Below are 22,931 nucleotides of genomic sequence, written 5' to 3'. Positions count from 1 at the left end.
GAGAACCGAATATTCCGGGCCTAAGTACTGCTCGCCTCCAAATCCGAAAGAAAATTTCAGCAAACAACTAATAGCCAACTCTATACCCAAAAAGAGCCTTTTATTCTAGCGAAATCAATTCATCCTAATTCATATCAAAGGGAAAGATTGGTATCATTTATAGGGTTACAATAGGGTTCTAGCAGGGTAAGAATGCCTATTCACGAGTAGTCATAACCCTATTCTTGAGTAGTCACAATGCCCAACGGCGGCATACGCATCGGCCGATGGCAGTACTGGCGTAGCCCAACGCAGCCTATCACGCATGAGAAAAGGGATATTCTCCCCTTTAAAAGCCAGCTCTCGTACTCTCCCTTCCGCTATTTTGCGTCATCAACGGCAAGCGCTTGTCACGAAAACAGGAGTATTTGGATCAAAAAGATCAGATAAGCAGCCTTTCACTGACTAGCAGCCTTTTCATGAATCCTGCGTATTCAGCTCTTCCAACTCCATTGTCCGTTCGGTCCATAGATCCATCGCATCGGAAAGTTCTTTTTTTAGGGCAGAATATTCACCGTAGAGAGAAGCGTCGGAGGCACCTTCCGGCGTAGCCAGCTTCGCCTCGATAACGGCAATGCCATTCTCAAGCTCCGAGATACGGGCCTCGGCCTCGGCAACTGCTTTCTCCGCTTTCTTAATCGCTTTACTCAGTTCCTTCCTTGCCTCATAGGAGAGCTTGTTTTGAGATACCTGAGCCTCACCGGTACCGGATGTGGAAGTGCTCGTCCCGGTAGAACGTTCCAATTCACGCAAGCTATCCATTTTCTTATGCTCCAAGAAATTATAGATGCCGCCTAAGTGCTCGACGACTTTCTGGTTACCGAACTCATAGACCTTATCGACTAGGCCATCCAAGAACTCACGGTCGTGAGAAACCACGATCACCGTGCCGTCGAATTCTTTCAAGGCATCTTTCAGCACGTCTTTCGAACGCATATCCAAGTGGTTCGTTGGTTCATCGAGAATCAGCAGGTTGACTGGTTCCAATAACAAGCGGATCATCGCCAAACGGGTACGCTCGCCACCCGACAGGACTTTCACCTTCTTATCGGAAGCCTCGCCACCAAACATGAAAGCGCCTAGGATATCCCGTATCTTCAAGCGGATATCTCCTTGCGCTACGTAATCGATCGTATCAAAAACGGTAAGATTCTCGTTCAATAGTTGCGCTTGGTTCTGGGCGAAGTAACCGATCTTCACGTTATGACCTAATTGGAGCTTTCCGGTGAAATCGGCAATCTCTCCCATGATACATTTCACCAAGGTAGATTTACCCTCGCCGTTCTTTCCGACGAAAGCTACTTTATCGCCCCGGTTGATCGTAAGCGTCACATGGTCGAAGATCAGATGATCGCCATAACGCTTCGCCACCTCCTCACAAATCACCGGATAGGAGCCGGAACGGGGAGCGGGCGGGAATTTCAGCCGCAGCATGGCTGTATCCACATCGTCTACCTCGATACGTTCCACCTTCTCCAATTGCTTGATGCGGGATTGTACCTGTACGGACTTCGTGGCTTTATAACGAAAACGCTCGATAAACGCCTCGGTATCGGCCAATTTCTTTTGTTGGTTCTCATAAGCGCGCTGCTGCTGCTCACGGCGTTCTTGGCGAAGTACGACGTACTCCGAATATTTCACTTTATAATCGTAGACCTTGCCTAATTCGATCTCCAAGGTGCGGAAAGTCGTATTATCAATAAAGGCACGGTCGTGCGAGACTAAGATCACGGCGTTGGCACGGGTAGCGATAAAGTTCTCCAGCCATTGGATGGATTCTATATCCAGATGATTCGTCGGCTCGTCCAGCAACAACACGTCCGGTTGCCGGAGTAAGAGCTTTGCCAGCTCGATACGCATACGCCAGCCTCCGCTGAACTCAGACGTCGGGCGGTCGAAATCGCTACGGCTAAAGCCTAATCCGACCAATGTACGCTCCAACTCCGCATGGTAGTTGTTTCCTCCCATCATCTGGAAATGCTCGGATAGGTACGTGACACGATCGATCAGCTTTTGATAGCTCTCGGAGTCATAATCCGTACGCTCCGCCAATTGGGTATTCAAGCGGTTGATCTCCTCCTCCATCTCATGGATATGCTCGAAAGCGCATTCCGCCTCCTCCCGCACCGTACGGGTATCAACTAATTGCATGTGCTGGGGCAAATACCCGATCGTAACATCTTTCGGTACGCTAACAGTTCCGGAAGTGGGTGATTGCAAACCGGCGAATATCTTCAACATCGTCGATTTACCCGCACCGTTCTTACCTACCAAGGCTATACGATCCTTCTTGTTTACTACAAATGAAATGTCATCAAAAAGCGTAAAACCGCCAAACTCAACTGTTAGTCCTTCAACCGAAATCATACTGTCTCTTTAATTTATGACCGCAAAGATACAACAGTTCAAGGTTTACTCACAAACTTTTCAATTAATATCAGCACATCCTTATGCAACGGAAGGGCCGGATCGATATAGGTAGCCATCTGTTTTTGCTGGTCCATCGTATCGCAGGTCTTCATCAGATGGTTCATATTTCCAATCAAATGATAATCCGCCGAAGGCTGGGCTTGCTTCAACAGCTCGGCGTCTTTTACGGATACTTGCATATCCTTATCCCCTTGCAAGATCAACACCGGGGCTTTTAGTTTCTTGATGATTTCCTGCGGATTATACGTATACCATGAGATCATATAAGGCTGTACCGACGAACGGAACAAGGATTGTAAGCCGATCGGCACGTCCGGTACGAGCTTCCCTTCCTTCAAGGACGCATTTATCGACTTTACCATGTCCCGGATCACTTCCGGCTGACCCTCCATTTGCTCCTCCACGATCTCATAGGCCGGACGCCCCGCACCCGCCACCGAAATGTATCCTTTCACTTTCAGGTTATCCACCGAAGCCGCCATACCGACCAACGCTCCCTCGCTATGCCCCAACACATAGATTCCGGAAATACGTTTATCCCGGCTCAAATAATCGATCCAGCCTCGTGCGTCCTTGATCCCGTCTTCGAAACGCATGGAATACTCATCCTTTCCCGCTGAGGCGCTGGAGGCGATACCCCGTTTGTCATACCGCAAGGAAGCGATACCTTTTCCCGCTAGCCCTTCCGCCAAGTATTTAAGGGAGTTATTCTTACCCGGCAAGGCGGCGGAGTTCCCGTCCATATCCGTAGGGCCGGAACCGGGTATAATCAATACCACAGGATAACCGGACTCCTGATTGGGAGTTACCATCTTCCCTTTTAATGCCCCGGTAGACGTATTTAACACCACCGAACGCTCGTTCAACCGTACAGGCAACTGCGGCAAACAAGACAAGGATACGAGAAGAAAGCAGGCAAAAACTATCAGTTTCTTTTTCATAACGGAATCAATTTATATACTTAAGCACATGAGACATACAATCTCAATATTCGCCAAATGTAACTAAAAAAGGGGAGAACCTCTCGGCCTCCCCCCCCTTTTTATCTAACATCTCATAGGAAACTAATACCCCGGATTCTGTTTCAAGTTTGGATTCTTATCCATGCTTGTTTGAGGAATCGGCAAGTAACGGTTACGAGAAGAGAACTGACGAGTCTCAATAACAGCCGTACCCGTGATTTCCGCACGTTTAGTAGGCTCAGACTCCCCATAATTAATCGTTCCTGTAACACGTAACAAATCACCATTCAGGACTTTCTCGGCAAGCATCTTTCCATCTTCCTGCCAACGAACGATGTCCGCACGACGCAAGCCTTCGCCGGCCAACTCTACCGTACGCTCACGACGGATCAATTCACGAAGTTTATCCTTCGTCCCATATTTAGCCTTATCCACTTCCCGCATTCCTACACGCTGACGGATCTGATTCAAATAACCATAGATCTCATCAGAAGGACCGCTCAACTCATTCGCAGCCTCCGCATACGTCAATAGAACCTCCGCATAACGGAATACGATCGGACAAGCTCCCGAGCTCCAAACATCTCCATATTGATCCATTGGATCCAAGTATTTCGCCCAAGTCAAAGCACTCTTGGAAGCATTATCTGTATAAGTCGGGAAGTTCTTGTTGACAGTACCATCTTGAAGTTTCTCATCTAAAGTATTCAAGATATCACCTCTCCAGTCACGTCCCGGATATAAAATGGTCATGGCCATACGAGGGTCGCGATTCGCAAACGGATGCTTTGCGTCATAAGTCTTCGACTCTTCTTTCGTCAATCCATCAGACATTTCATACATATCCACCAAATTCTGGGTCGGGACGATAGAAGACCAGCCTTGGTCTACATTATTGTACATTTGCCCGATGGTTCCCAATCCGTCCAACGTCTCAATATTCTGATCCGCTAGGATTATCTCTTTAGAATCCACTCCCGATACCTTAAAAAGATTCGTATAATCCGGATCCAACTCATACTGCTTCAAATCAATGATTGCCTTAGCTGCGTCTTTTGCCTTTTGCCAATCACCATAATACAAAGCCTCACGCATCTTGATAGCTAAAACAGCACCTTTAGCGATATAGCCACGAGCCTCCGGAGCCTCCGCGATCCCAGCTAAGGCCTCGTCTAAATCCTTAGCTATATAATCGCGTACCTCTTGTTCCGTATTGCGTTCCACTTTAGCCTCGTCCGCACTTGAATAAGAACTAATAATAGGTACACCACCATACCACCAATTCATCAAGAAATACTTATAAGCACGGATCGCTTTAGCTTGAGCCACATAATTAGCTTTTACAGCGTCACTAGAAAACGTCACCTTGTCTACATTCTCCAAGAATGTATTCGCCTTACGAATCGACTTGTAATCATAAAGGATCTGCCCAGGATTAGAACTAGACAATGACCCATCCCCCCACGGGCGGAATCCTTCCCAAGGGAAATTATTATAGCCTATATCTGAGCCACAATCCAGATAAAGCAACGTATTTCCATCTAGCAAATCCTTATAACAGCCTACTATGAAGCCCTTCGCATCCGCCTCTGTCTGCCATGTGGTAGAAGGAGCCAACTGATCCTTAGGCACCGTATCCAGAAAATCCGAACACGAAGTAGATAACGCAGCCATACCAGCCGCCAACATATATATTGATAATCGTTTCATAAAATCTTCTATTTAAATGGTCTTAACTAATTAGAATGTCACATTTACGCCAAAAGAATTTGTCATCACTAATGGGTAGCTAGACAAACGGGAACTAACAGTCTCCGGGTCTACGTTCAATGGCATAGAATCTATCGTAAACAAATTCTCCGCAGAATAATAAACACGTACATTCGACAAACCGATAGCGTTCAGCACACTCTTTGGAAGCGTATATCCTAATTGCAATGTCTTCAGACGCAGGTAACTGGTATTAATTACCCAGAAATCAGACATCACGTTAGAAGCCTCACTCGGAGATTTTCTAGACTCCGCTACACGCGGCATACTTGCATTGGTATTTTCCGGTGTCCAGCTATCCAGCCATGCAGTAGAAGGATGTCCGGCACTACCCGAGAACTCACCAAACGCTTCTTTCGTAAACGCACGGCCTACATTAGCCGCACCGGTGAAGTTCAAAGTCAAGTCAAATGCTTTATAGCCTACATTCAAGTTCAAACCAAATGTAACAACTGGATTGATAGTCTTAGACAATACACGGTCATCCGCATCCAGCTTTCCATCTCCATTCGTATCTACATAACGTAAATCACCGGCTTGGAAATCCTGTCCGAACGGGTAGCCGTCTTTTCCTTTATAGGTATCCATCCATTGCTGTGCCTCTGCGTCAGATTGGAAAAAGCCATCAGCCTTATATACATAGTAAGAATCGATTGGCTTTCCAACAAAACGCCACAAATCACCGTCATCAGGATTTGTCATACGGTCTACACCTCCTAAATCCTCGATCTTGTTCTTATTATAGGCCATATTTCCCATCACATTCAATGACCAGTCATTCCACTTATTGTTATAACCTAGCTGTACCTCGACACCTCGGTTACGCATAGAACCCACGTTATCGAAATAAGGATCCAAGCCAAACTCAGTCGGGACCGGTACCTCCATGATGATATCCGTAGTCTTGCGATCATAGTAATCAAACGTGAAAGTCACATGATTAATAACCGCATCCAAGCCAATACCCCAAGTCGTAGATTTCTCCCATGACAAATCCTCGATACGATAGGCTTTCTGATAATATCCCGTCGTCAAGTTGCCTCCCATAGGATAATTACCATCCAAATTATAAGTCTGCATCCAAGGATAATATTGGTTCTCCCAAGGATTCGATTTATTTAAGGCGTCTTGATTACCTAACATACCCCAAGAAGCACGAATCTTCAAACTGCTCAACCAATCATGCGTACTTTCCATAAACTCCTCCTCGCTGATACGCCAAGCACCGGAGAAAGAAGGGAAATATCCCCAACGATGTCCCGGAGCAAAACGAGAGGAAGCATCCGCACGGAAGTTTGCCTCTAATAAATATTTTCCCGCAAAATCATAATTAATACGCCCAAAATAGGAAAGCATGGCAAGCTCTCGGCTCAAACCATCATTTGTTTGTGTAGAAGCCCCACCGGCATCCATATCATTCAGGCTATTACTCGGGAAATTATTCCTCTGCATCTGATTCTTGCTAACCTCATACTTCTCCGCATGATAACCTACCATCACTTTCAAGCCATGCTGACCAAAGTTCTTGCTGTAATTCAGCAAAGCATCGAAATTATAACGTTTCCAATTCACGAAACGTTCAACCAAGGAAGTGGTACGAGACGCAGATGCCGGATCATCCGGTATGCTCAGAACTCGCTCCGTATGACGTTGGTCCTCGTTCACATAGGCACCCGTCACAGTAGCCTTCAGCCCATCAATAATATCATAATCAACAGAAAGTGCCCCCGTAAAATTCTGGTTACAATTATCCACCGTCTGCCCGGAATCCAACCATGCGATAGGGTTACCATCGTTAGTTTGTCCGTATTTGCCATCCTTATCCTTGACAGGAATCATCGGACTAATAATATTCAATTGACGGATAATCTGGTCGGAAGAACCACCATAATAGCTAGCATTCGGATCCGAGAAGTCATTCTTGATAAAAGACATGTTCATCCGAACAGCCAGTTTCTTCGTCAACTGCATATCCAGATTCGTACGTCCGTTAAACTGTTTACGATCTGAGTTAGGAAGGATACCCGTCTGCCCTAAATATCCGGCCGAAGCCATATACTTCACGTTCTCCGCACCTCCTGTAATACTAACATTGTGCTTATGCAACAAACCTGTCCGATAAGCCTCATCATTCCAGTCCGTATTAGGATGTCCGTAAGGATCAGAGCCATCCTCAAACATCCGGATGTCCTCGTCACTATAACGTCCTGGCTCGAAACGATTCCACAAACGTGCGTAATCGGCTGAGCTGACACGATCAATCATGGAAGTAGCTTTCGAGGCACCCACATATCCGTTATAAGAAATACGAGGAGCACCCGTCTTACCACGTTTTGTCGTGATCAAGATAACACCATTAGAAGCCTTCGAACCGTAAATAGCGGCGGAAGAAGCGTCTTTCAATACAGAAATACTCTCAATATCATTCGGATCGATATCATTCATGGAGCCACTCTCGATACCATCGATCAAGATATATGGGCTGGCAGAGTTCAAAGTACCGACACCACGGATACGGATCGTACTACCATCCTGTCCCGGACGGCCTTGACCCGAGGTAACGGTTACACCCGGCATCATACCTTGAAGACCGGAAGACACGTTGGAGATAGGACGGCTTGTCAACTCCTTGCTATCCAATTGGGCTACCGCTCCCGACAAGTTTGCCTTCTGTTGCGTACCATAACCAACAACGATCACCTCATCTAATTTCTGGGTATCTTCCTGCAAGGACACATTGATGGAAGGCTCTCCATTATATTTGAATTCTTGAGTTAGATAACCGATAAAGGATACTTGGATCACATCCCCTTTCTTCACATCCAACACGAAATTACCATTCATGTCGGTTACAGTACCATTCGTAGTACCTTTTACAACTATTGACGCTCCGGCCACAGGGCCAAAACTGTCACTAACCGTTCCCTTCAAACTACCTTCTTGCTGGGAAATACCTACCCTCGGAGTTATCGCCGCACGATCAGAAGCATGAACCACACCCCCGGAACAAAACGCTGCAGACAATAGAACAAAACTGACAGGTCTTACAATTTTCAACATAAGAATCGTTTTTTGTTTATTAAATAGCTGTTACTATTATAAGACTTAAGGCATACTATTTTAGATCTCGTTTCTTATAATATTCACTCTTCTAAATCATTAATGTATAATTATAAATCCTCGGTTAACTACCATGAAAGCACTTCTTCATCGTTCTGGCGGAACTTATAATCATTAGACGCAGCAAATATAGCACTATTTTTAATTATAAAACAAAAAAGACTAATTTTTCGCATACGAATCTAAAACAACACCATCTAATTATTAAAATATTTAACAAACAATCTTTCCAACCATAATCTTTTTTAGTATGGAGCTATGGACATCAAAGAGGTATATGGTTTGAAATTCAAACATGAAGTTAGTGTATATTAGTAATAAACGGAGTTCCGCCAGAACTACGTACTTAATAGAAGCTTGATTAATATTAAGGCACTTATTCCATTTATTCCTTTATAACCACTATTTATCATGAAAAAGTTGTTATCTTCGTCCCTTGTAATAACTAATTATTAAATTATGAAAAAGAAAAGCTTAACTTTATTACTAGCGACTACGGTGGCAAGTAGTATCCTATTTTCGTCCTGTATAGGATCTTTTGGTTTAACAAACAAACTTTTAACGTGGAATAGAAGCATCGACAGTAAGTTTGTTAATGAGCTAGTGTTCATTGCTTTCTGGATTGTCCCGGTTTACGAGATTTCCGCTTTGGCTGATGTCCTTGTGATCAACTCTATCGAATTTTGGAGCGGAAGTAATCCTGTAGCAGATGTAGGTAACGTTAAAACAATCGATGGTAAAGACGGCGTTTATACCGTAGAAACAAAAGTTGACGGATACCATATCCAAAAGGAAGGCGACGAGAAAGCGCTTGACTTAGTTTTCAACGAAGCAGATCAAAGCTGGAATGTAGAGGCTGACGGTGAAAGCACAAAATTGTTAAAATTCAATGGCAATGACGAAGTTGTCATGTACCTACCGGACGGAAAAGAAATGAATGTCGAGTTAAGCCAATCTGGGGTTTTAGCATTCCAGCAAGTAGCTAACGGATATTCTTACTATGCAGCTAAATAATTGAAAATTGAGAATTGAGAATTGAAAATTAGAAGTGACTCTACGTAATTTTCAATTCTCAATTCTCAATTTTCAATTCCCCAGTGCTAATCTAAATAAAATACGATGAATATGAACTCTATCAAAAAAATGATGCTTTCCGGAGCATTAGGTTGCCTTATTTCCGGAATGGCTTATGCGGACGGTTCTTCACCCCAACCCGTAAAACCTTATTGGCAAGACATTCAAGTCGTAGCCGTAAACAAGGAAAAACCCAGAAGCTCCTTCATGAGTTATGCGGACCGAGAAACCGCCCTCACCTCTCGATTTGAGAAAAGCCCGTACTATTCCCTATTAAACGGTACTTGGAAATTTTTCTTTGTCGACTCTTACAAAGATCTTCCTCAAAATATCACAGATCCTTCCGTTAATACCTCCTCATGGGATGATATAACCGTTCCCGGAAACTGGGAAGTACAAGGACATGGCGTAGCCATTTATACGAATCATGGTTACGAGTTTAAACCAAGAAATCCCCAACCTCCGTTATTGCCGGAAGCGAATCCGGTTGGCGTATACCGCAGAGACATCGAGATACCCGCAAGTTGGGATAACCGGGATATTTATTTACACATCGGCGGAGCTAAATCCGGCCTTTACGTATATTTAAACGGGAAAGAAGTGGGTTATAGCGAGGATTCCAAAAATCCCGCCGAGTTCCTGATCAATAAATACCTGCAACCCGGAAAGAATGTGCTTACATTAAAGATATTCCGTTGGAGCACCGGTTCTTATTTGGAATGTCAGGATTTCTGGAGAATGAGCGGTATCGAACGTGACGTATTCCTTTGGTCTCAACCCAAGGCCAGTATTCAAGATTTCCGTGTCGTCTCAACCTTGGACGATACGTATACGAACGGAATCTTCAAACTGGCGGTAGACTTAAAGAATCATACCCAAGAAACAAAAAACTTAAATGTCGGATATGAGCTTTTGGACGCAAAAGGTAATCTTGTGACCTCCGAGGCTAATGATATATGGGTAAGTCCCGCAAGTCCTCAAACAGCATCTTTCGAGTATGATTTAAAGAACGTAGCCCCTTGGAGCGCCGAGCATCCGAATCTATACAAATTATTGATGACGATAAAAGAAGAGGGTAAGGTAATCGAGGTAGTTCCATTCAACGTTGGTTTCCGCCGGTTCGAGATGAAGCAAATCGACCAAGTAGCGGAAAACGGAAAACCTTATACGGTCTTATTATTCAACGGACAACCGGTGAAGTTCAAGGGAGTCAATATCCATGAGCATAACCCGGAAACCGGACATTACGTAACCGAGGAACTCATGCGTAAGGATTTCGAGCTGATGAAGCAAAACAATATCAACGCTGTCCGCCTATGCCACTATCCGCAAGACCGTAAATTCTATGAACTTTGCGACGAATACGGATTGTATGTTTACGATGAGGCGAATATCGAGTCTCACGGTATGTATTACAGTCTGAAAAAAGGCGGCACTTTGGGTAATAATCCGGAATGGCTGATCCCGCATATGGACCGTACGATGAATATGTACGAACGAAACAAGAATTATCCGAGCGTTACTTTCTGGTCACTCGGAAACGAGGCTGGAAACGGATACAACTTCTATCAGACTTATTTATACCTGAAAGACAAGGAAATAAATAGCATGAATCGTCCGGTGAACTACGAACGTGCCCTTTGGGAATGGAATACGGATATGTACGTACCTCAATACCCGAGCGCTGAATGGCTAGAGGAAATCGGGCGTAAGGGTAGTGATCGTCCGGTAGCTCCTTCGGAGTATTCACATGCGATGGGAAACTCTTCCGGTAACTTATGGGATCAATGGAAAGCTATCTATAAATACCCGAACCTGCAAGGCGGATTCATCTGGGACTGGGTGGATCAAGGTATCTTGGAAAAAGATAAGAATGGACGTGAATATTATACCTATGGTGGTGACTATGGAGTAAACGCCCCTAGTGACGGAAACTTCCTTTGCAACGGTATAGTAAACCCGGATCGTACCCCGCATCCCGCTATGGCAGAGGTTAAATACGCCCATCAAAATATCGGGTTTGAGGCGATTGATTTAGCGAACGGTTTATTCCGCGTCACGAACCGTTTTTATTTCACGAACCTAAAGAAATATATGGTCCACTATAGCGTAACAGCCAATAATAAAGTTGTACGCTCCGGTAAAGTCTCTTTGGACATAGAACCCCAAGCTTCTAAGGAATTTACGGTTCCCATAGGCAACTTAAAGCCACAAGCCGGTACGGAATATTTCGTAAACTTCAACGTAACGACCGTAGAAAAAGAGCCGTTAATCCCTATCGGACACGAAATCGCTTGTGATCAATTCCGCTTACCGATCGAAAGCCCCAAGAAGGCGTTTAAGACCAGCGGCCCTAAATTAACGGTTTCGACAAATGGAGATAACTTATCGGCATCCTCCTCAAAGGTAAACTTCATGTTTAACAAGAAGACAGGAATCGTTACTTCTTATAAAGTGGATGGTACGGAATATTTCAGCGAGGGTTTTGGTATCCAACCGAACTTCTGGCGTGCGCCGACCGATAACGATTACGGAAATGGTATGCCAAAACGCTTACAAGTATGGAAGGAAAGCAGCAAGAACTTCAACGTAACAGACGCTACCGTCACTATGGATGGCAATAACGCCGTGGTTAACGTGAACTATTTATTGCCGGCAGGAAATCTATACATTGTTAATTATACGATCTATCCAAGCGGAGCTGTAAATGTGGCCGCCCGTTTCACATCCACGGATATGGATGCCGCCCAAACCGAGGTATCGGAATCTACTCGCACGGCAACTTTCACTCCGGGACGTGACGCCGCCCGTAAAGAGGCTTCCAAATTGAATGTTCCCCGTATCGGTGTTCGCTTCCGCTTACCGGCAAGCATGAATCAAGTGGAATATTTCGGACGAGGACCTGCTGAGAACTACTTGGATAGAAACGCCGGTAGTATGGTCGGCTTATATAAATCTACAGCCGAGGAATTATATTTCCCATATGTACGCCCGCAGGAAAACGGTCATCATACCGACACTCGTTGGGTATCACTTAGTACCGGCAAGAAAGGCTTGTTGATCCAAGCGGATAATACGATTGGATTTAACGCTTTGCGTAATTCCATAGAGGATTTCGATGACGAGGAAGCGACTGGCCTATCCCGTCAATGGAGTAATTTCACACCAGAGCAAGTAGCGAATCATGATGAAGCCGCAGCAAAGAACGTATTACGTCGCCAGCATCATATCAACGATATCACGCCTTGCGACTTCGTTGAGGTTTGCGTCGACTTGAAACAACAAGGTGTAGCAGGTTATGATAGCTGGGGTTCACGTCCGGAACCAGCTTATACATTACCCGCAAACCGGGAATACAACTGGGGCTTTACCCTTATTCCGCTTAAATAAAGAAAAGTCATAACTTATCCATAAAAAAGGGAGTGTATTAGGCTTAATCCAATACACTCCCTTTGTTTATACTACTGCAACGGCTTTGCAGTAACGTATCCTTATTTAATCACTTCCTTCAAGGTATTCTGTAAGTCTTCTCCAGTGATATTCTTGGCGATGATCACCCCATTCGGATCCAATAACACATTTGCCGGAATACCCCGTACCCCATAAAGAGCAGGGATCTCAGAATCCCAATATTTCAAGTCGGAAACGTGAGCCCAAGTCAGATGATCGTCAGCGATCGCTTTCTGCCATTTAGCCTTATCCTTGTCCAAGGATATACCTACGATCGTAAAGTTCTTATCCTTATATTGCTGGAAGGCATTTACCACGTTAGGGTTTTCCTTGCGACACGGGGGACACCAAGAGGCCCAAAAATCCAATAACACATATTTTCCCCTAAAGTCCGACAAAGACACAGAAACCCCGGCAGTATCCGGCAAGGAGAACTCCGGAGCGACTTGTCCGATCTGTACGTGTTCTAATTGCTTGATAATACCGTCCAAGTCCTTCACATAAGGACTATTCGCCAATGCCGGGGAAATCTTCGCACGAGCCGCCTTCAAATCATCCAAAGATAATTGGTAGGTAAAATAACGATATAGATAGAACGCCGCCGCCGGAGAATCCGGATATTTCGAGATCAAACTGTCAATATCATACCCTTCCTCAAATACCTTCTCCGCATTTTCTTGAAAGACATCATTCACCGGCGAGTTCCGTACGGTGATGGTCTCCCCGTCATTCCCGATCTTGACATTCATATCCGTATTCTCCAAGAAAAGTTGAACCGGATAGTTCATGCTCTCGGTTGCCAAACCGAATAGTAAAGGCTGATCTACCGCACCCTTAAAGGTGAATTTCCCGTCTTTTACCTCTGCCGTATCCACATCAAAGAACATTTTATTACGGAATGACTTCAAGTAAATTTTACCGTCGGGCATATTCTCTACCTCACCATTGATAACATATCCTTTTGGAACTTCTTGGCAACCAACCACCAAAAGGCCGACAAGCGCCATCATACAAAATTGCTTCATTTCTCTATTCTATTTATTGATTACTTAAACTCTGGGTGATGATAACGTCCCTTTTTCAACGAGATCGTCCCATATTCTATCGCACGCACCGGACAACGATGAATACAGGCAACGCACTGAACGCAAGTATCAGCCCATTCCGGTTTTCCGTCACCCGACAGGGAAATCGTACCGGTCGGACAGACCTTCGCACAGATACCGCAAGAGATACAGGTATCCGTAGCATAAAATCGGTTGCTGCCTATCGCAAAGTGAGTAAATAACGGATAGACCATATAGCTCTTCAAAAGAGGGGCACTTCCCGCACAATACAAAGAGGGATTTTTCTTCTGCCGGATCGCCTCTACGATCTCGTCTACACGTTCCGGTGCTTTTTTCAGTTTTTCAGTCTCTACCTCCTTACTATCCACGTCGAAGCCGGGCATTAAGATATAATTGTTCGGCATTTGTAGAGAGAATCCTCCGGTTAAGGTAATTCCCCGTCTCGCCAAGGTGCTCCGCATGATCCGATCCGTATATCCACAATCATCACCACAAGTACAGACGAAATAAACCTCTTGCCCTTTATATCCAGACAGGATCAACCGGGAAATAAAACGGGACACCAATACAGCCGGCCCCCAAGAATGGACAGGAAACACAAAAAACACTTTCTCCCTCTCCCTCAATGGATAAACATTCTCATCCTTACCCTCATTCAACGCATCGGCAATGGAAACCAACGGCTCATCGAAAGCCGTTCCTAACGCTTCCGCAACCCAACGGGAGTTTCCTGTCCCTGTAAAGTAGAATATCATGCGCTCATTTTTTAGATGCAAAAATACATAATATCCAAATATATACGCTATCTTTGTCTAGTTTAAGAAACCTAAAAAACAAATCTTATGACAACGATGGAATTAAATTTACGGAAAGAATATCTCTATGACTTGATAAAAGGCATGGATGAGGAAAGATTATCGAAAGTGGAGACCTATATAAAACGTCTATGCCTTGCCAAGCAAAAGGAGAGTCTTTATCCTTGGGCACCAGACGAGGCTGAATTAACTTGTAAGATAGCTGAATCTGAAGTAGATTTCAACAATGGGGATTATTGTACGCAAAAAGCGCTGAAGAAAAAACTACAAAAAAAGTTGGCTTCATGGTAAAAGAAATCCAATGGTCTAAACATGCAGAAGAATCATTTACTGAAATATCAGATATTCGATACTAGGCAATTACCGGATAAACTGATGGATTTATTCAGATAAAATAACAAGGGATAGAAATGTAAGCGTCTTACAATTTATCCCTTGTTTTACTTTTCTGAATTATAGCACAAATCAAATCTCAATATCCCAAATACCCGCCGAACGTTCTAATTCGACCAAGGCTGAGCTGTAATTAAACAGCGTCTCGATATACTGAGCTTGTACCTCATCGTAAGTACGCTGGGCGTCCAAGACTTCCAACAAAGAGACTTCCCCCCTATTATAGCTGTAAATCTTGCCATCCATCACCTCACGGGCTTGCCTTAAAAGCCCATCCTCATAATGATTAACTTGCTCGGCGAAAGATTGATAATTACGATATGCCTGCATCACCTCCGTCTGTACTTGCAAAAGAGCCTGCTTATATTGCGCTTCCGCCTGTTGCTCCCGATAACGAGCGGCACGAACCGTTCCCTTATTGAAATTAGAGAATTTCAAAGGAACAGCGATACCTGCCGTCACTCCGGTAAAAGGAGGTGCCGGGGCTTCCTCATTATAAACCCGGGCGTTACGGCTTACGGCGATAGACAAATCCACATCCATATTCCGCTCCCGGCGAGCTACTTTCAAGGCTCTAGCGGCCACTTCCTTGTTTTTTAAGGCGGCTACCAAATCCGTACGCCCCTCGCTTGCCGCCGTGATTAAGTCGGCAAGGATAAAATCCCGAGGCTCCGTACGTAACTCAGCCTCTGGGTGAAATAAAGTATCCGTACTGAAAGTCCCCGTCAAGAAGTTTAAGTTCGAGAAAGCATTCTTTAATTCCGCTCCGGCTTGCAACAACTCATTTCGTAAGACCCCGGCCTCTACCCGGCTCTGCGTAGCATCCACCTCACGGATTTGCCCCAATGAGAAACGGATACTGTCGCTCTCCGCCAATGTCCGGATATTCTCATAGGCATTCTCCTTTACTTTATACAACTCATGTTGCTTCAAGGCTTCCATATAAGCAATCGTAGCGTCTGCCCGGAGATTCCGGAAATAATCGGCCAACAAAGCCTCGGTCAACTCACTCTCGCTACGTGCCAATGAGATATTCGCACCCCGTTTTCCAAAAGAGAAAGTTTTGCTCAGTTCTACTTCAACACCTTCTCCCATTTGCAAGGAATTATTCTCATTATTGAAATAAGACACGGAAAGATTCGGATCGTTAAACACCTTTGCCGCCGTTACCTCAGCCTTAGCGGCCGGCACATTCAATTTCTCCGACGCATACTCAAGGTTGCCTTCCGCAACCCGCTCCATATATTGCCGATACGTAAGCGGAACCATGGTCTGGGCATTCACGGATAAGCATCCGCAGAGTAATGACAGGATTATATATTTCTTCATATCTTCTAATCTAAACATAGTATATCTTTTTAATTCCACCTCCGGATTAAGCGTGCAGCTCTTTTTCCTCCGATACCGGCATCAAATCCTTCCCCTCATAATGTTTCTCGATCATGTAGTATAAAGCGGGAAGTACATAAAGCGTGATTACCGTAGCAAATAAAAGCCCGTAAACGATTACCGTAGCCAAGGGACGCTGCACGTCCGAACCGATACCTGTACTAACAGAGGCAGGAAGCAATCCCAAGACCGCAACCGTAGCCGTCATCAAGATCGGACGGAAACGGTGCTTAGTTCCCGTTATCACCGCATCTTTCAAATCTCGTTCCCTTGTACGTAAGTTATTGATATGGGAAATCATGATCACGCCATTTTGGATAGCGACACCGACCAAGGCAATAAAACCAACCGCCGAGGAAACATTCAATGTCATTCCCCGCACATTCAACGCCAACATACCACCAAACAAAGCCAAGGGAACGACACTCATCATCAAAGCCGCCTGCCGGAATTTACCGCAAGCCGCAAACAACAGAAGCAGCATCAGTCCCAACGCCAAAGGAACCACAGCCCCCAAACGGGCATACGCACGATGCTGGTTCTCGAACTGTCCGGCCCATTTCAAATGCACGGAATCATGATCGTATTTCACCTCTTTATCAATCAACGCATTCGCCTTATTCAAGAACGCTGTCAAGTCCACGCCACGTAAATTAACCCGTACCGTCAAGTGCCGCTTATTCATCTCACGGGTAATCGTACTGGCACCGGTTGTCATCTTAATCTCCGCTACTTGCGAAAGAGGAATCTTCGTACCGGAACCGGTAGTCAGCAATAGATTACCGATACGTTCGGGAGAATTGCGGCTAGCGTCATCGAAACGACAAATCACGTCATAACTTTTACTTCCGACAAATATCTGGGAAATAGAAGCTCCACCGATCGCTAACTCAATCAAATCGGCCACATCCGACACGTTCAAGCCATACTGGGCGATACGGGCACGATCCGCGATAATCTGCAATTGCGGCAACGGAGGCTCTTGATCTACCGCTACGTCGGCAGCACCCGGTATTTCCTTCAACACATTAGCGACTTGATCTGCGATATGGCGACTTTCCGTAATATCATCGCTATAGATCTTCAACGCCAAATCACTATGAGCCCCGGCGATCTGATCCATCACCATATCGATGATCGGCTGTGAAAAACCGACCGAGTAGCCGGGCATAGTCTCCAACTTAGCTGCCATCTCCTCGATCAAATCCGCTTTCGTCTTACCGAACTCCCATGTACTATAGGGCTTCAATCCCACGCCACACTCCACATGGGAGAGTGAGAACGCTTCCGCCCCCTCATCATCGCGACCTACTTGGGTCATTACATATGAGACTTCCTTAAACTCTTTCAAAGTCTTCCGAAGCTCCGCCCCCATCTCCTTAGATTTCTCAATGGAAATACCCGGAGGAAGCTGTACCTGTATCCAGATCGCCCCCTCATCCAACGGAGGCAAGAAGTCTTTTCCTACGGTATAACTTAAAATCCCCGCTCCCAGCAATATCGCCAGTAACGGTACAATAACCCGTCTTGGCTTCTCCATCAATCGGGCAATTTGTGAATGATAAGCCGTGGAAAGTTTCTCCAACCAACGATTATGGTAAATCTTTCCCGGCTTACGATACGCATAAAAGGCCAATCCCGGAATCAAGAACAAGGCCACGCACAAAGCGCCCAGCAAAGCATACCCTACGGTATAAGCCATCGGCGTAAACAATTTCTTCTCAATATGCTCAAAAGCGAACAAAGGAAGATAGGCCGTTATAATAATTAATGTAGAGAAAAAGATCGGGCGAGCCACCTCAGTCGTACGGCGCAAGATCGAATCTTCCGTCAATACCTCATCCGGATGCCGTTCCCTTTTCTTCAAGACCGTCTCCATCATCACGATCGCTCCGTCTACCAAAATACCGAAGTCTATAGCGCCTAGGGAAAGTAGGTTCGCAGGAATATTCGTAACATGCATCAAGATAAAGGCAATCAATAGAGACAAGGGAATGGTTAAGGCCACCAACAAAGCGCCACGCCAACTCCCCAAGAATAAGATCAGTACTAAGACAACCAGTACCATACCCTCGAACAACGTATGCGATACAGTATGCAAGGTCGTATTAACCAAATCCGTACGATCCATAAACGGATGGATACGGGTTCCCTCGGGAAGTGTCTCGTTATTTAGTTCGTCTACCGCCTTATGCACATCATCCAACACCCGGGACGGATTCTCCCCCCTAAGCATTTGCACGATACCTTCCACGCCATCGGAGTAATCACGGGTATCGTCCGTAAAACCTAAAACGCCCTTACGCTCCAAGTTTCCGTATTTCAGTTTACCGATATCATTCAAGTAGACCGGGACACCATTCACGGTCTTGATCACGATATGTCCCAAGTCTTCCAAGTCCTTAACCAGACCGATTCCACGGATCACATAACTCAAATCCCCCCGGCTTAACATACTACCACCGGCGTTCACGTTATTCTTCTCTATCTTTTCCGTAATATCCCCTAAGGTAATGTCGTATTGCTCCATCTTATAAGGGTTCACCTCGATCTGATATTGGGTAGTGATACCGCCGTAATTACTTACATCCGCTACACCCGTAACCTGTTTCAGTCTCGGAATAATTACCCATTTATGCAAATCGGTCAACTCCCTCAAGTCTAAACGGTCACTTTCCACCACATAACGAAAGATCTCTCCCGTCGGCGAAGTCAAAGGATTTAAGCCGGGAACCGCATTATAAGGAAGCTCCACGTCTACCAACCGCTCTTGTACACGTTGCCGGGCCCAATAATCCTCAATACCATCATCAAAAACCAATACGACCGTAGATAAACCAAACGTATTCTTGCTACGCATTACGTTTAGTCCCGGCAGACCATTCATAGCCCGCTCGATCGGAATACTGATTTGTTGCTCGATCTCCTCGGCGGCCAATCCGGGAACTTGCGTCACGACTTGCACGGTGGTATCGGCGATATCCGGATAAGCATCTATCGCCAACCGCGTCCAAGAATAATAACCAACGATCGCTAAGAACAGAAATAACACGAACATCAGTCCTCGCCGATGTATCGCCAAGTAAATAATCCTTTTCATAATCCGTTAGCGTGCGTCAAGTAAATAAAACGCTCCCGTAGCTACGATCTCGTCACCTACGTTCAAGCCGGATAAAACCACCGTCTTGCCATCTTCAGTAAGGCCGGTCTCGATCTTTTGTTTCCGATAATCGTTATTCCCCAATTCCACCAATACGTACATATTCTCCTCTTCCTGCAAGATAGCGGAAGTAGGTATACGGATTACCTCCGCCTCACGGTCGCTCAACTTGACCGTGCCGTACATCTCCGGTTTCATCAAACGGGTACTGTTATCGCACTCGATCAAGACCTCCACCGAACGGGTATCGGGGTCCAGCATCTCGCTGATATGATAAATCTTTCCCGATATCGGTTTATCCGGCATGGCTACCAACCGAATTTCCACCTCATCCAAAGCCTGTATTAAACTCAAATCCTTCTCTTTTACATGGGCGACCACCCATACCTTGCTCAAATCGGCGATGACAGCTACTGGCTCGGCGTCCTCTTTCATATATTGCCCGATTACGATCCGATCTTTCACGACCTCACCGGCTATAGGCGAGCGAACGATCAATGGTTGCCCCAAAGCCATTTCATCCGGATTAATCTGAAAGACTTTCAATGCGGCTACCATATTCTCATAGTCTTTTTTCTTTAACTCGTAATTCACCTCGGCCTCTTCCAATTCCTTTTGGACACCAACCTTGTTTTTCATCAAGTCTTTCTCCCGATTCAAGCTTTTCAAGGCCAGTTCCATCTCTTGGCGAGCTTGGTAATAAGATTTCCCCGCCTCATAAACAGCGGGAGCGCTAATCTCGAAGATCGGACTACCCGGGGCCACTTTCTGCCCTAAGCGAACGAACGATTTCGTAATTCGCCCGCTTACCGGTGAAGCCACCTCTGCGTAATTAGAAGGAATCGCCTGTACGACCCCCGAGGTGGTAAACTCCATACGGTAAGGTTCCCGTTTAACCGTTTCCTTTGTCAACTTGGATAAAACAGGAGATTCGGAACCGATATGTATAATATCCCCTTTGAGTGTTACGGCATGCGCAGACTCATCCTCTTGCTTTTGGGTATGGCAAGAGCATAGTACTATCGCTGGAAGCAATAGTAAAAATATAGATTTCATATAAGATGCGTAAAATGTTTAGTATAAAAAGTGATTCTAATGCTTGATTCAAATTACTATACCAAACGAGGGAGGCGCACGGGATTCGCCACGCCGCACAAGACGCAAGACAACCTCTTTCTTTAGAAAGACGAGCACTACCATCAAAAGCGCCCAAGCCATAACCAAAGGTAAGTACGGAATTAACTCCATACACAATTCGGTCAGCTCTTCAATCGTATTAAACGCTACCGTACTATGCTCATGATGAGGCAAGCCATCGGCTCCCGGCAGATAGGGATGAGAGTGAGTGATACTATAGTTTAGGAAATGATGCGTATGGGTAAAGGCCGTGCCACCCACGTAGTAACTCATAAAGAGTACTACCAAGAGGGGTCTTAACCACTTCAAGCTACGCATTGTTTTCATTCACCATCTGTTTACTCCGCAAAGTTATAAAAGAAACTGCCATTTCATTTGCAATAAGTCAAAATTTATTCCTTTATTTGCATACACTGAATAATAAACAGTCATATCAATGAAATAAACACTACTTTATGAGAAAAATCTTACTTGTTTGTGCGGCATTAGCCTGCATGACAGTCTCCCCTGTACCAGCTCAGGACGCTGCCGTAAAAAAAATCATCGAGATGGGTCAGAACGATAATCAAGTGATGCATCAGCTGGATATCCTTACAAACCGCTTTGGCGGACGTTTAATAGGTTCCGACGCTTATGAGAACGCCGCCGAGTGGATGGTGCGTGAGTTTAAGAGTTGGGGACTCGATGTCCAATTAGAAGAGGCCGGTACCGTCCCTGTCGGCTTTAATCGAGGACCTTGGTTCGGACGCTTGTTGAGCGACAACGGAATGATCCTGCATTTCGCCACCCCTTCCTACACTTCCGGAACGAAAGGCGTGCAACGTGGGCATGCGGTGATGGAGCCTCGTAACGACGAGGAGTTCCAGCAAATCAAAGGAAGATTAAATGGTGCTTGGGTTCTTATCTCAGGGAAAAATGTAGGTTGGCCTATCGACCGCTCCGCCTCGGGAGATTCCATCCGTGCGGAGATCAAGAAAGAGAACAACGAGATCATGAAGAAAAACAATGATCTAAGACGCCGCAACTGGGAAAACGGGGAGAAAAACGAGATGTTGCCTTATAAAGAATTCCCCGGATTATATTATAAGGAAATGTGCGAGGCCGGAGCTTTAGGTTTTATCCAATCCTCCACCGTACCTATCCGTGCGTTATACGACCGGAAAATGATGAACGACCCGAATACGAACTTCGACAATCTGCCGGAACTTCCGGATATCAAATTAGACGAGCATCAATTCGCGATCATCGAACAAATGGTGAAAGAGAGACGTACATTCGAACTAGAGTTCGATATTCGTAATCATTTTAAATTAGGCCCGGTTAAATACCATAATGTCGTAGCGTCTATCAAAGGCAGCAAATACCCGGACGAATATGTTATTATCAGCGGTCACCTAGATGCTTTCGACGTGGCTACCGGAGGCATCGATTGCGGTACTGGAATCGGACCGATGATGGAAGCCGCTCGCATGATCGCCAAATCCGGAGCCAAGCCTAAGCGCACGATCTTATTTATCGGATTCGCCGGTGAGGAATTTGGCTTATTAGGAGCACAAGCTTGGGTGAAAGCGCATAAGGATAAATTACCCAAAATCGCTAATTTGTTCAATCGTGACGGTGGCCCGGAACCTCCTGTCGGTATCTCCGTCCCTCAAGCCATGTATGATGATTTCGTGAAGATCAGCGAACCCATCCAAAAAATCCGTCCGGACTATCCTTTCGAGGTAAAAGTTCGTGAACCCCGTAAACGCCCGACACGCATGGGGGGAACAGACGCATCAGTTTTCGCCATCGAAGGTGTCCCCACATTAGGTTTCACCACAGAGGATTTCAAAGGATATGATTTTGATTACGGCGAAATCTGGCATACGGAACGGGATTTATACACAAAGAACATCCCCGAATACCAAGAACATACGGCTACGGTTACCGCTATCATAGCCCTCGGTGTAGCGAATCTGGATAAGCAATTATCAAGAGAAGGTTTATATACCGAAGAGTAGGTCAGCACGATCGCTATTATAAGGAGTTTACAATGCCTATTGTAAGCTCCTTATGATGGGCATCATAAAAGACTTACAATGCCCATTATAAGAAATAGAAAAAGGATATGCCCTAATAGACA

Annotated in this window: 14 protein-coding genes; 4 read left to right on the top strand and 10 right to left on the bottom strand. The window is 45.4% G+C overall.

Annotation, left to right across the window (positions count from 1 at the left end):
* Positions 1 to 456: 456 nt before the first annotated feature.
* The 4 genes from BHV83_RS00915 to BHV83_RS00900 all read right to left on the bottom strand — a co-directional run bounded on the left by BHV83_RS00915 (position 457) and on the right by BHV83_RS00900 (position 8,261).
* Positions 457 to 2,406: an ABC-F family ATP-binding cassette domain-containing protein gene (locus BHV83_RS00915; RefSeq protein ID WP_057326374.1), complete on the bottom strand. Its 1,950-nt coding sequence runs from the start codon at positions 2,404 to 2,406 to the stop codon at positions 457 to 459.
* A 38-nt stretch (positions 2,407 to 2,444) separates the two neighbouring features.
* Positions 2,445 to 3,410 carry an alpha/beta hydrolase gene (locus BHV83_RS00910; protein ID WP_057326373.1) on the bottom strand — a complete coding sequence of 322 codons (966 nt, stop codon included), beginning with the start codon at positions 3,408 to 3,410 and terminating at the stop codon, positions 2,445 to 2,447.
* Between the two features lie 123 nt (positions 3,411 to 3,533).
* The gene (locus BHV83_RS00905; RefSeq protein ID WP_286755437.1) at positions 3,534 to 5,141 is read right to left on the bottom strand and encodes a RagB/SusD family nutrient uptake outer membrane protein; all 1,608 of its coding nucleotides are present in this window, start codon (positions 5,139 to 5,141) and stop codon (positions 3,534 to 3,536) included.
* Between the two features lie 30 nt (positions 5,142 to 5,171).
* Positions 5,172 to 8,261 carry a SusC/RagA family TonB-linked outer membrane protein gene (locus tag BHV83_RS00900; protein WP_005865885.1) on the bottom strand — a complete coding sequence of 1,030 codons (3,090 nt, stop codon included), beginning with the start codon at positions 8,259 to 8,261 and terminating at the stop codon, positions 5,172 to 5,174.
* A 519-nt stretch (positions 8,262 to 8,780) separates the two neighbouring features.
* Between BHV83_RS00900 and BHV83_RS00895 the strand changes: the two genes are divergently transcribed.
* The gene (locus BHV83_RS00895) at positions 8,781 to 9,335 is read left to right on the top strand and encodes a DUF3332 domain-containing protein (protein ID WP_005865883.1); all 555 of its coding nucleotides are present in this window, start codon (positions 8,781 to 8,783) and stop codon (positions 9,333 to 9,335) included.
* Positions 9,336 to 9,446: 111 nt separating this feature from the next.
* A complete protein-coding gene (locus tag BHV83_RS00890) occupies positions 9,447 to 12,785 on the top strand; it encodes a glycoside hydrolase family 2 TIM barrel-domain containing protein (RefSeq protein WP_502687952.1) in 3,339 nt (1,112 codons plus the stop codon).
* 101 nt (positions 12,786 to 12,886) lie between these two features.
* Here the strand turns inward: BHV83_RS00890 and BHV83_RS00885 are convergent, their stop codons facing one another.
* The gene (locus tag BHV83_RS00885; protein ID WP_195205452.1) at positions 12,887 to 13,870 is read right to left on the bottom strand and encodes a TlpA disulfide reductase family protein; all 984 of its coding nucleotides are present in this window, start codon (positions 13,868 to 13,870) and stop codon (positions 12,887 to 12,889) included.
* Positions 13,871 to 13,890: 20 nt separating this feature from the next.
* Positions 13,891 to 14,667 (bottom strand): EFR1 family ferrodoxin, encoded by a 777-nt coding sequence (locus BHV83_RS00880; RefSeq protein WP_195205451.1) that lies wholly within the window; start codon positions 14,665 to 14,667, stop codon positions 13,891 to 13,893.
* 87 nt (positions 14,668 to 14,754) lie between these two features.
* Here BHV83_RS00880 and BHV83_RS00875 point away from each other — a divergent pair, with 87 nt between their 5' ends.
* Positions 14,755 to 15,018: a hypothetical protein gene (locus BHV83_RS00875; protein WP_008774097.1), complete on the top strand. Its 264-nt coding sequence runs from the start codon at positions 14,755 to 14,757 to the stop codon at positions 15,016 to 15,018.
* 174 nt (positions 15,019 to 15,192) lie between these two features.
* Here the strand turns inward: BHV83_RS00875 and BHV83_RS00870 are convergent, their stop codons facing one another.
* From BHV83_RS00870 to BHV83_RS00855, 4 genes are read right to left on the bottom strand one after another with little or no spacing between them, the layout of a single operon-like run.
* Entirely contained in the window at positions 15,193 to 16,467 is a 1,275-nt protein-coding gene (locus tag BHV83_RS00870; protein ID WP_048928020.1) for a TolC family protein, read from the bottom strand.
* Between the two features lie 28 nt (positions 16,468 to 16,495).
* Positions 16,496 to 19,609 carry an efflux RND transporter permease subunit gene (locus BHV83_RS00865; RefSeq protein WP_122114960.1) on the bottom strand — a complete coding sequence of 1,038 codons (3,114 nt, stop codon included), beginning with the start codon at positions 19,607 to 19,609 and terminating at the stop codon, positions 16,496 to 16,498.
* 6 nt (positions 19,610 to 19,615) lie between these two features.
* Positions 19,616 to 20,725 carry an efflux RND transporter periplasmic adaptor subunit gene (locus BHV83_RS00860; protein WP_122114961.1) on the bottom strand — a complete coding sequence of 370 codons (1,110 nt, stop codon included), beginning with the start codon at positions 20,723 to 20,725 and terminating at the stop codon, positions 19,616 to 19,618.
* Between the two features lie 48 nt (positions 20,726 to 20,773).
* On the bottom strand, positions 20,774 to 21,133 hold the full coding sequence (locus BHV83_RS00855; RefSeq protein WP_005861714.1) for a DUF8478 family putative metalloprotein: 360 nt from the start codon (positions 21,131 to 21,133) through the stop codon (positions 20,774 to 20,776).
* A 128-nt stretch (positions 21,134 to 21,261) separates the two neighbouring features.
* Between BHV83_RS00855 and BHV83_RS00850 the strand changes: the two genes are divergently transcribed.
* Positions 21,262 to 22,809 carry a M28 family metallopeptidase gene (locus tag BHV83_RS00850; RefSeq protein WP_005865866.1) on the top strand — a complete coding sequence of 516 codons (1,548 nt, stop codon included), beginning with the start codon at positions 21,262 to 21,264 and terminating at the stop codon, positions 22,807 to 22,809.
* The last annotated feature ends 122 nt before the right edge of the window (positions 22,810 to 22,931 follow it).

The sequence above is a fragment of the Parabacteroides sp. merdae-related_45_40 genome, from assembly GCF_001915675.1.
This window is presented reverse-complemented; position numbering and strand designations above follow the sequence as displayed.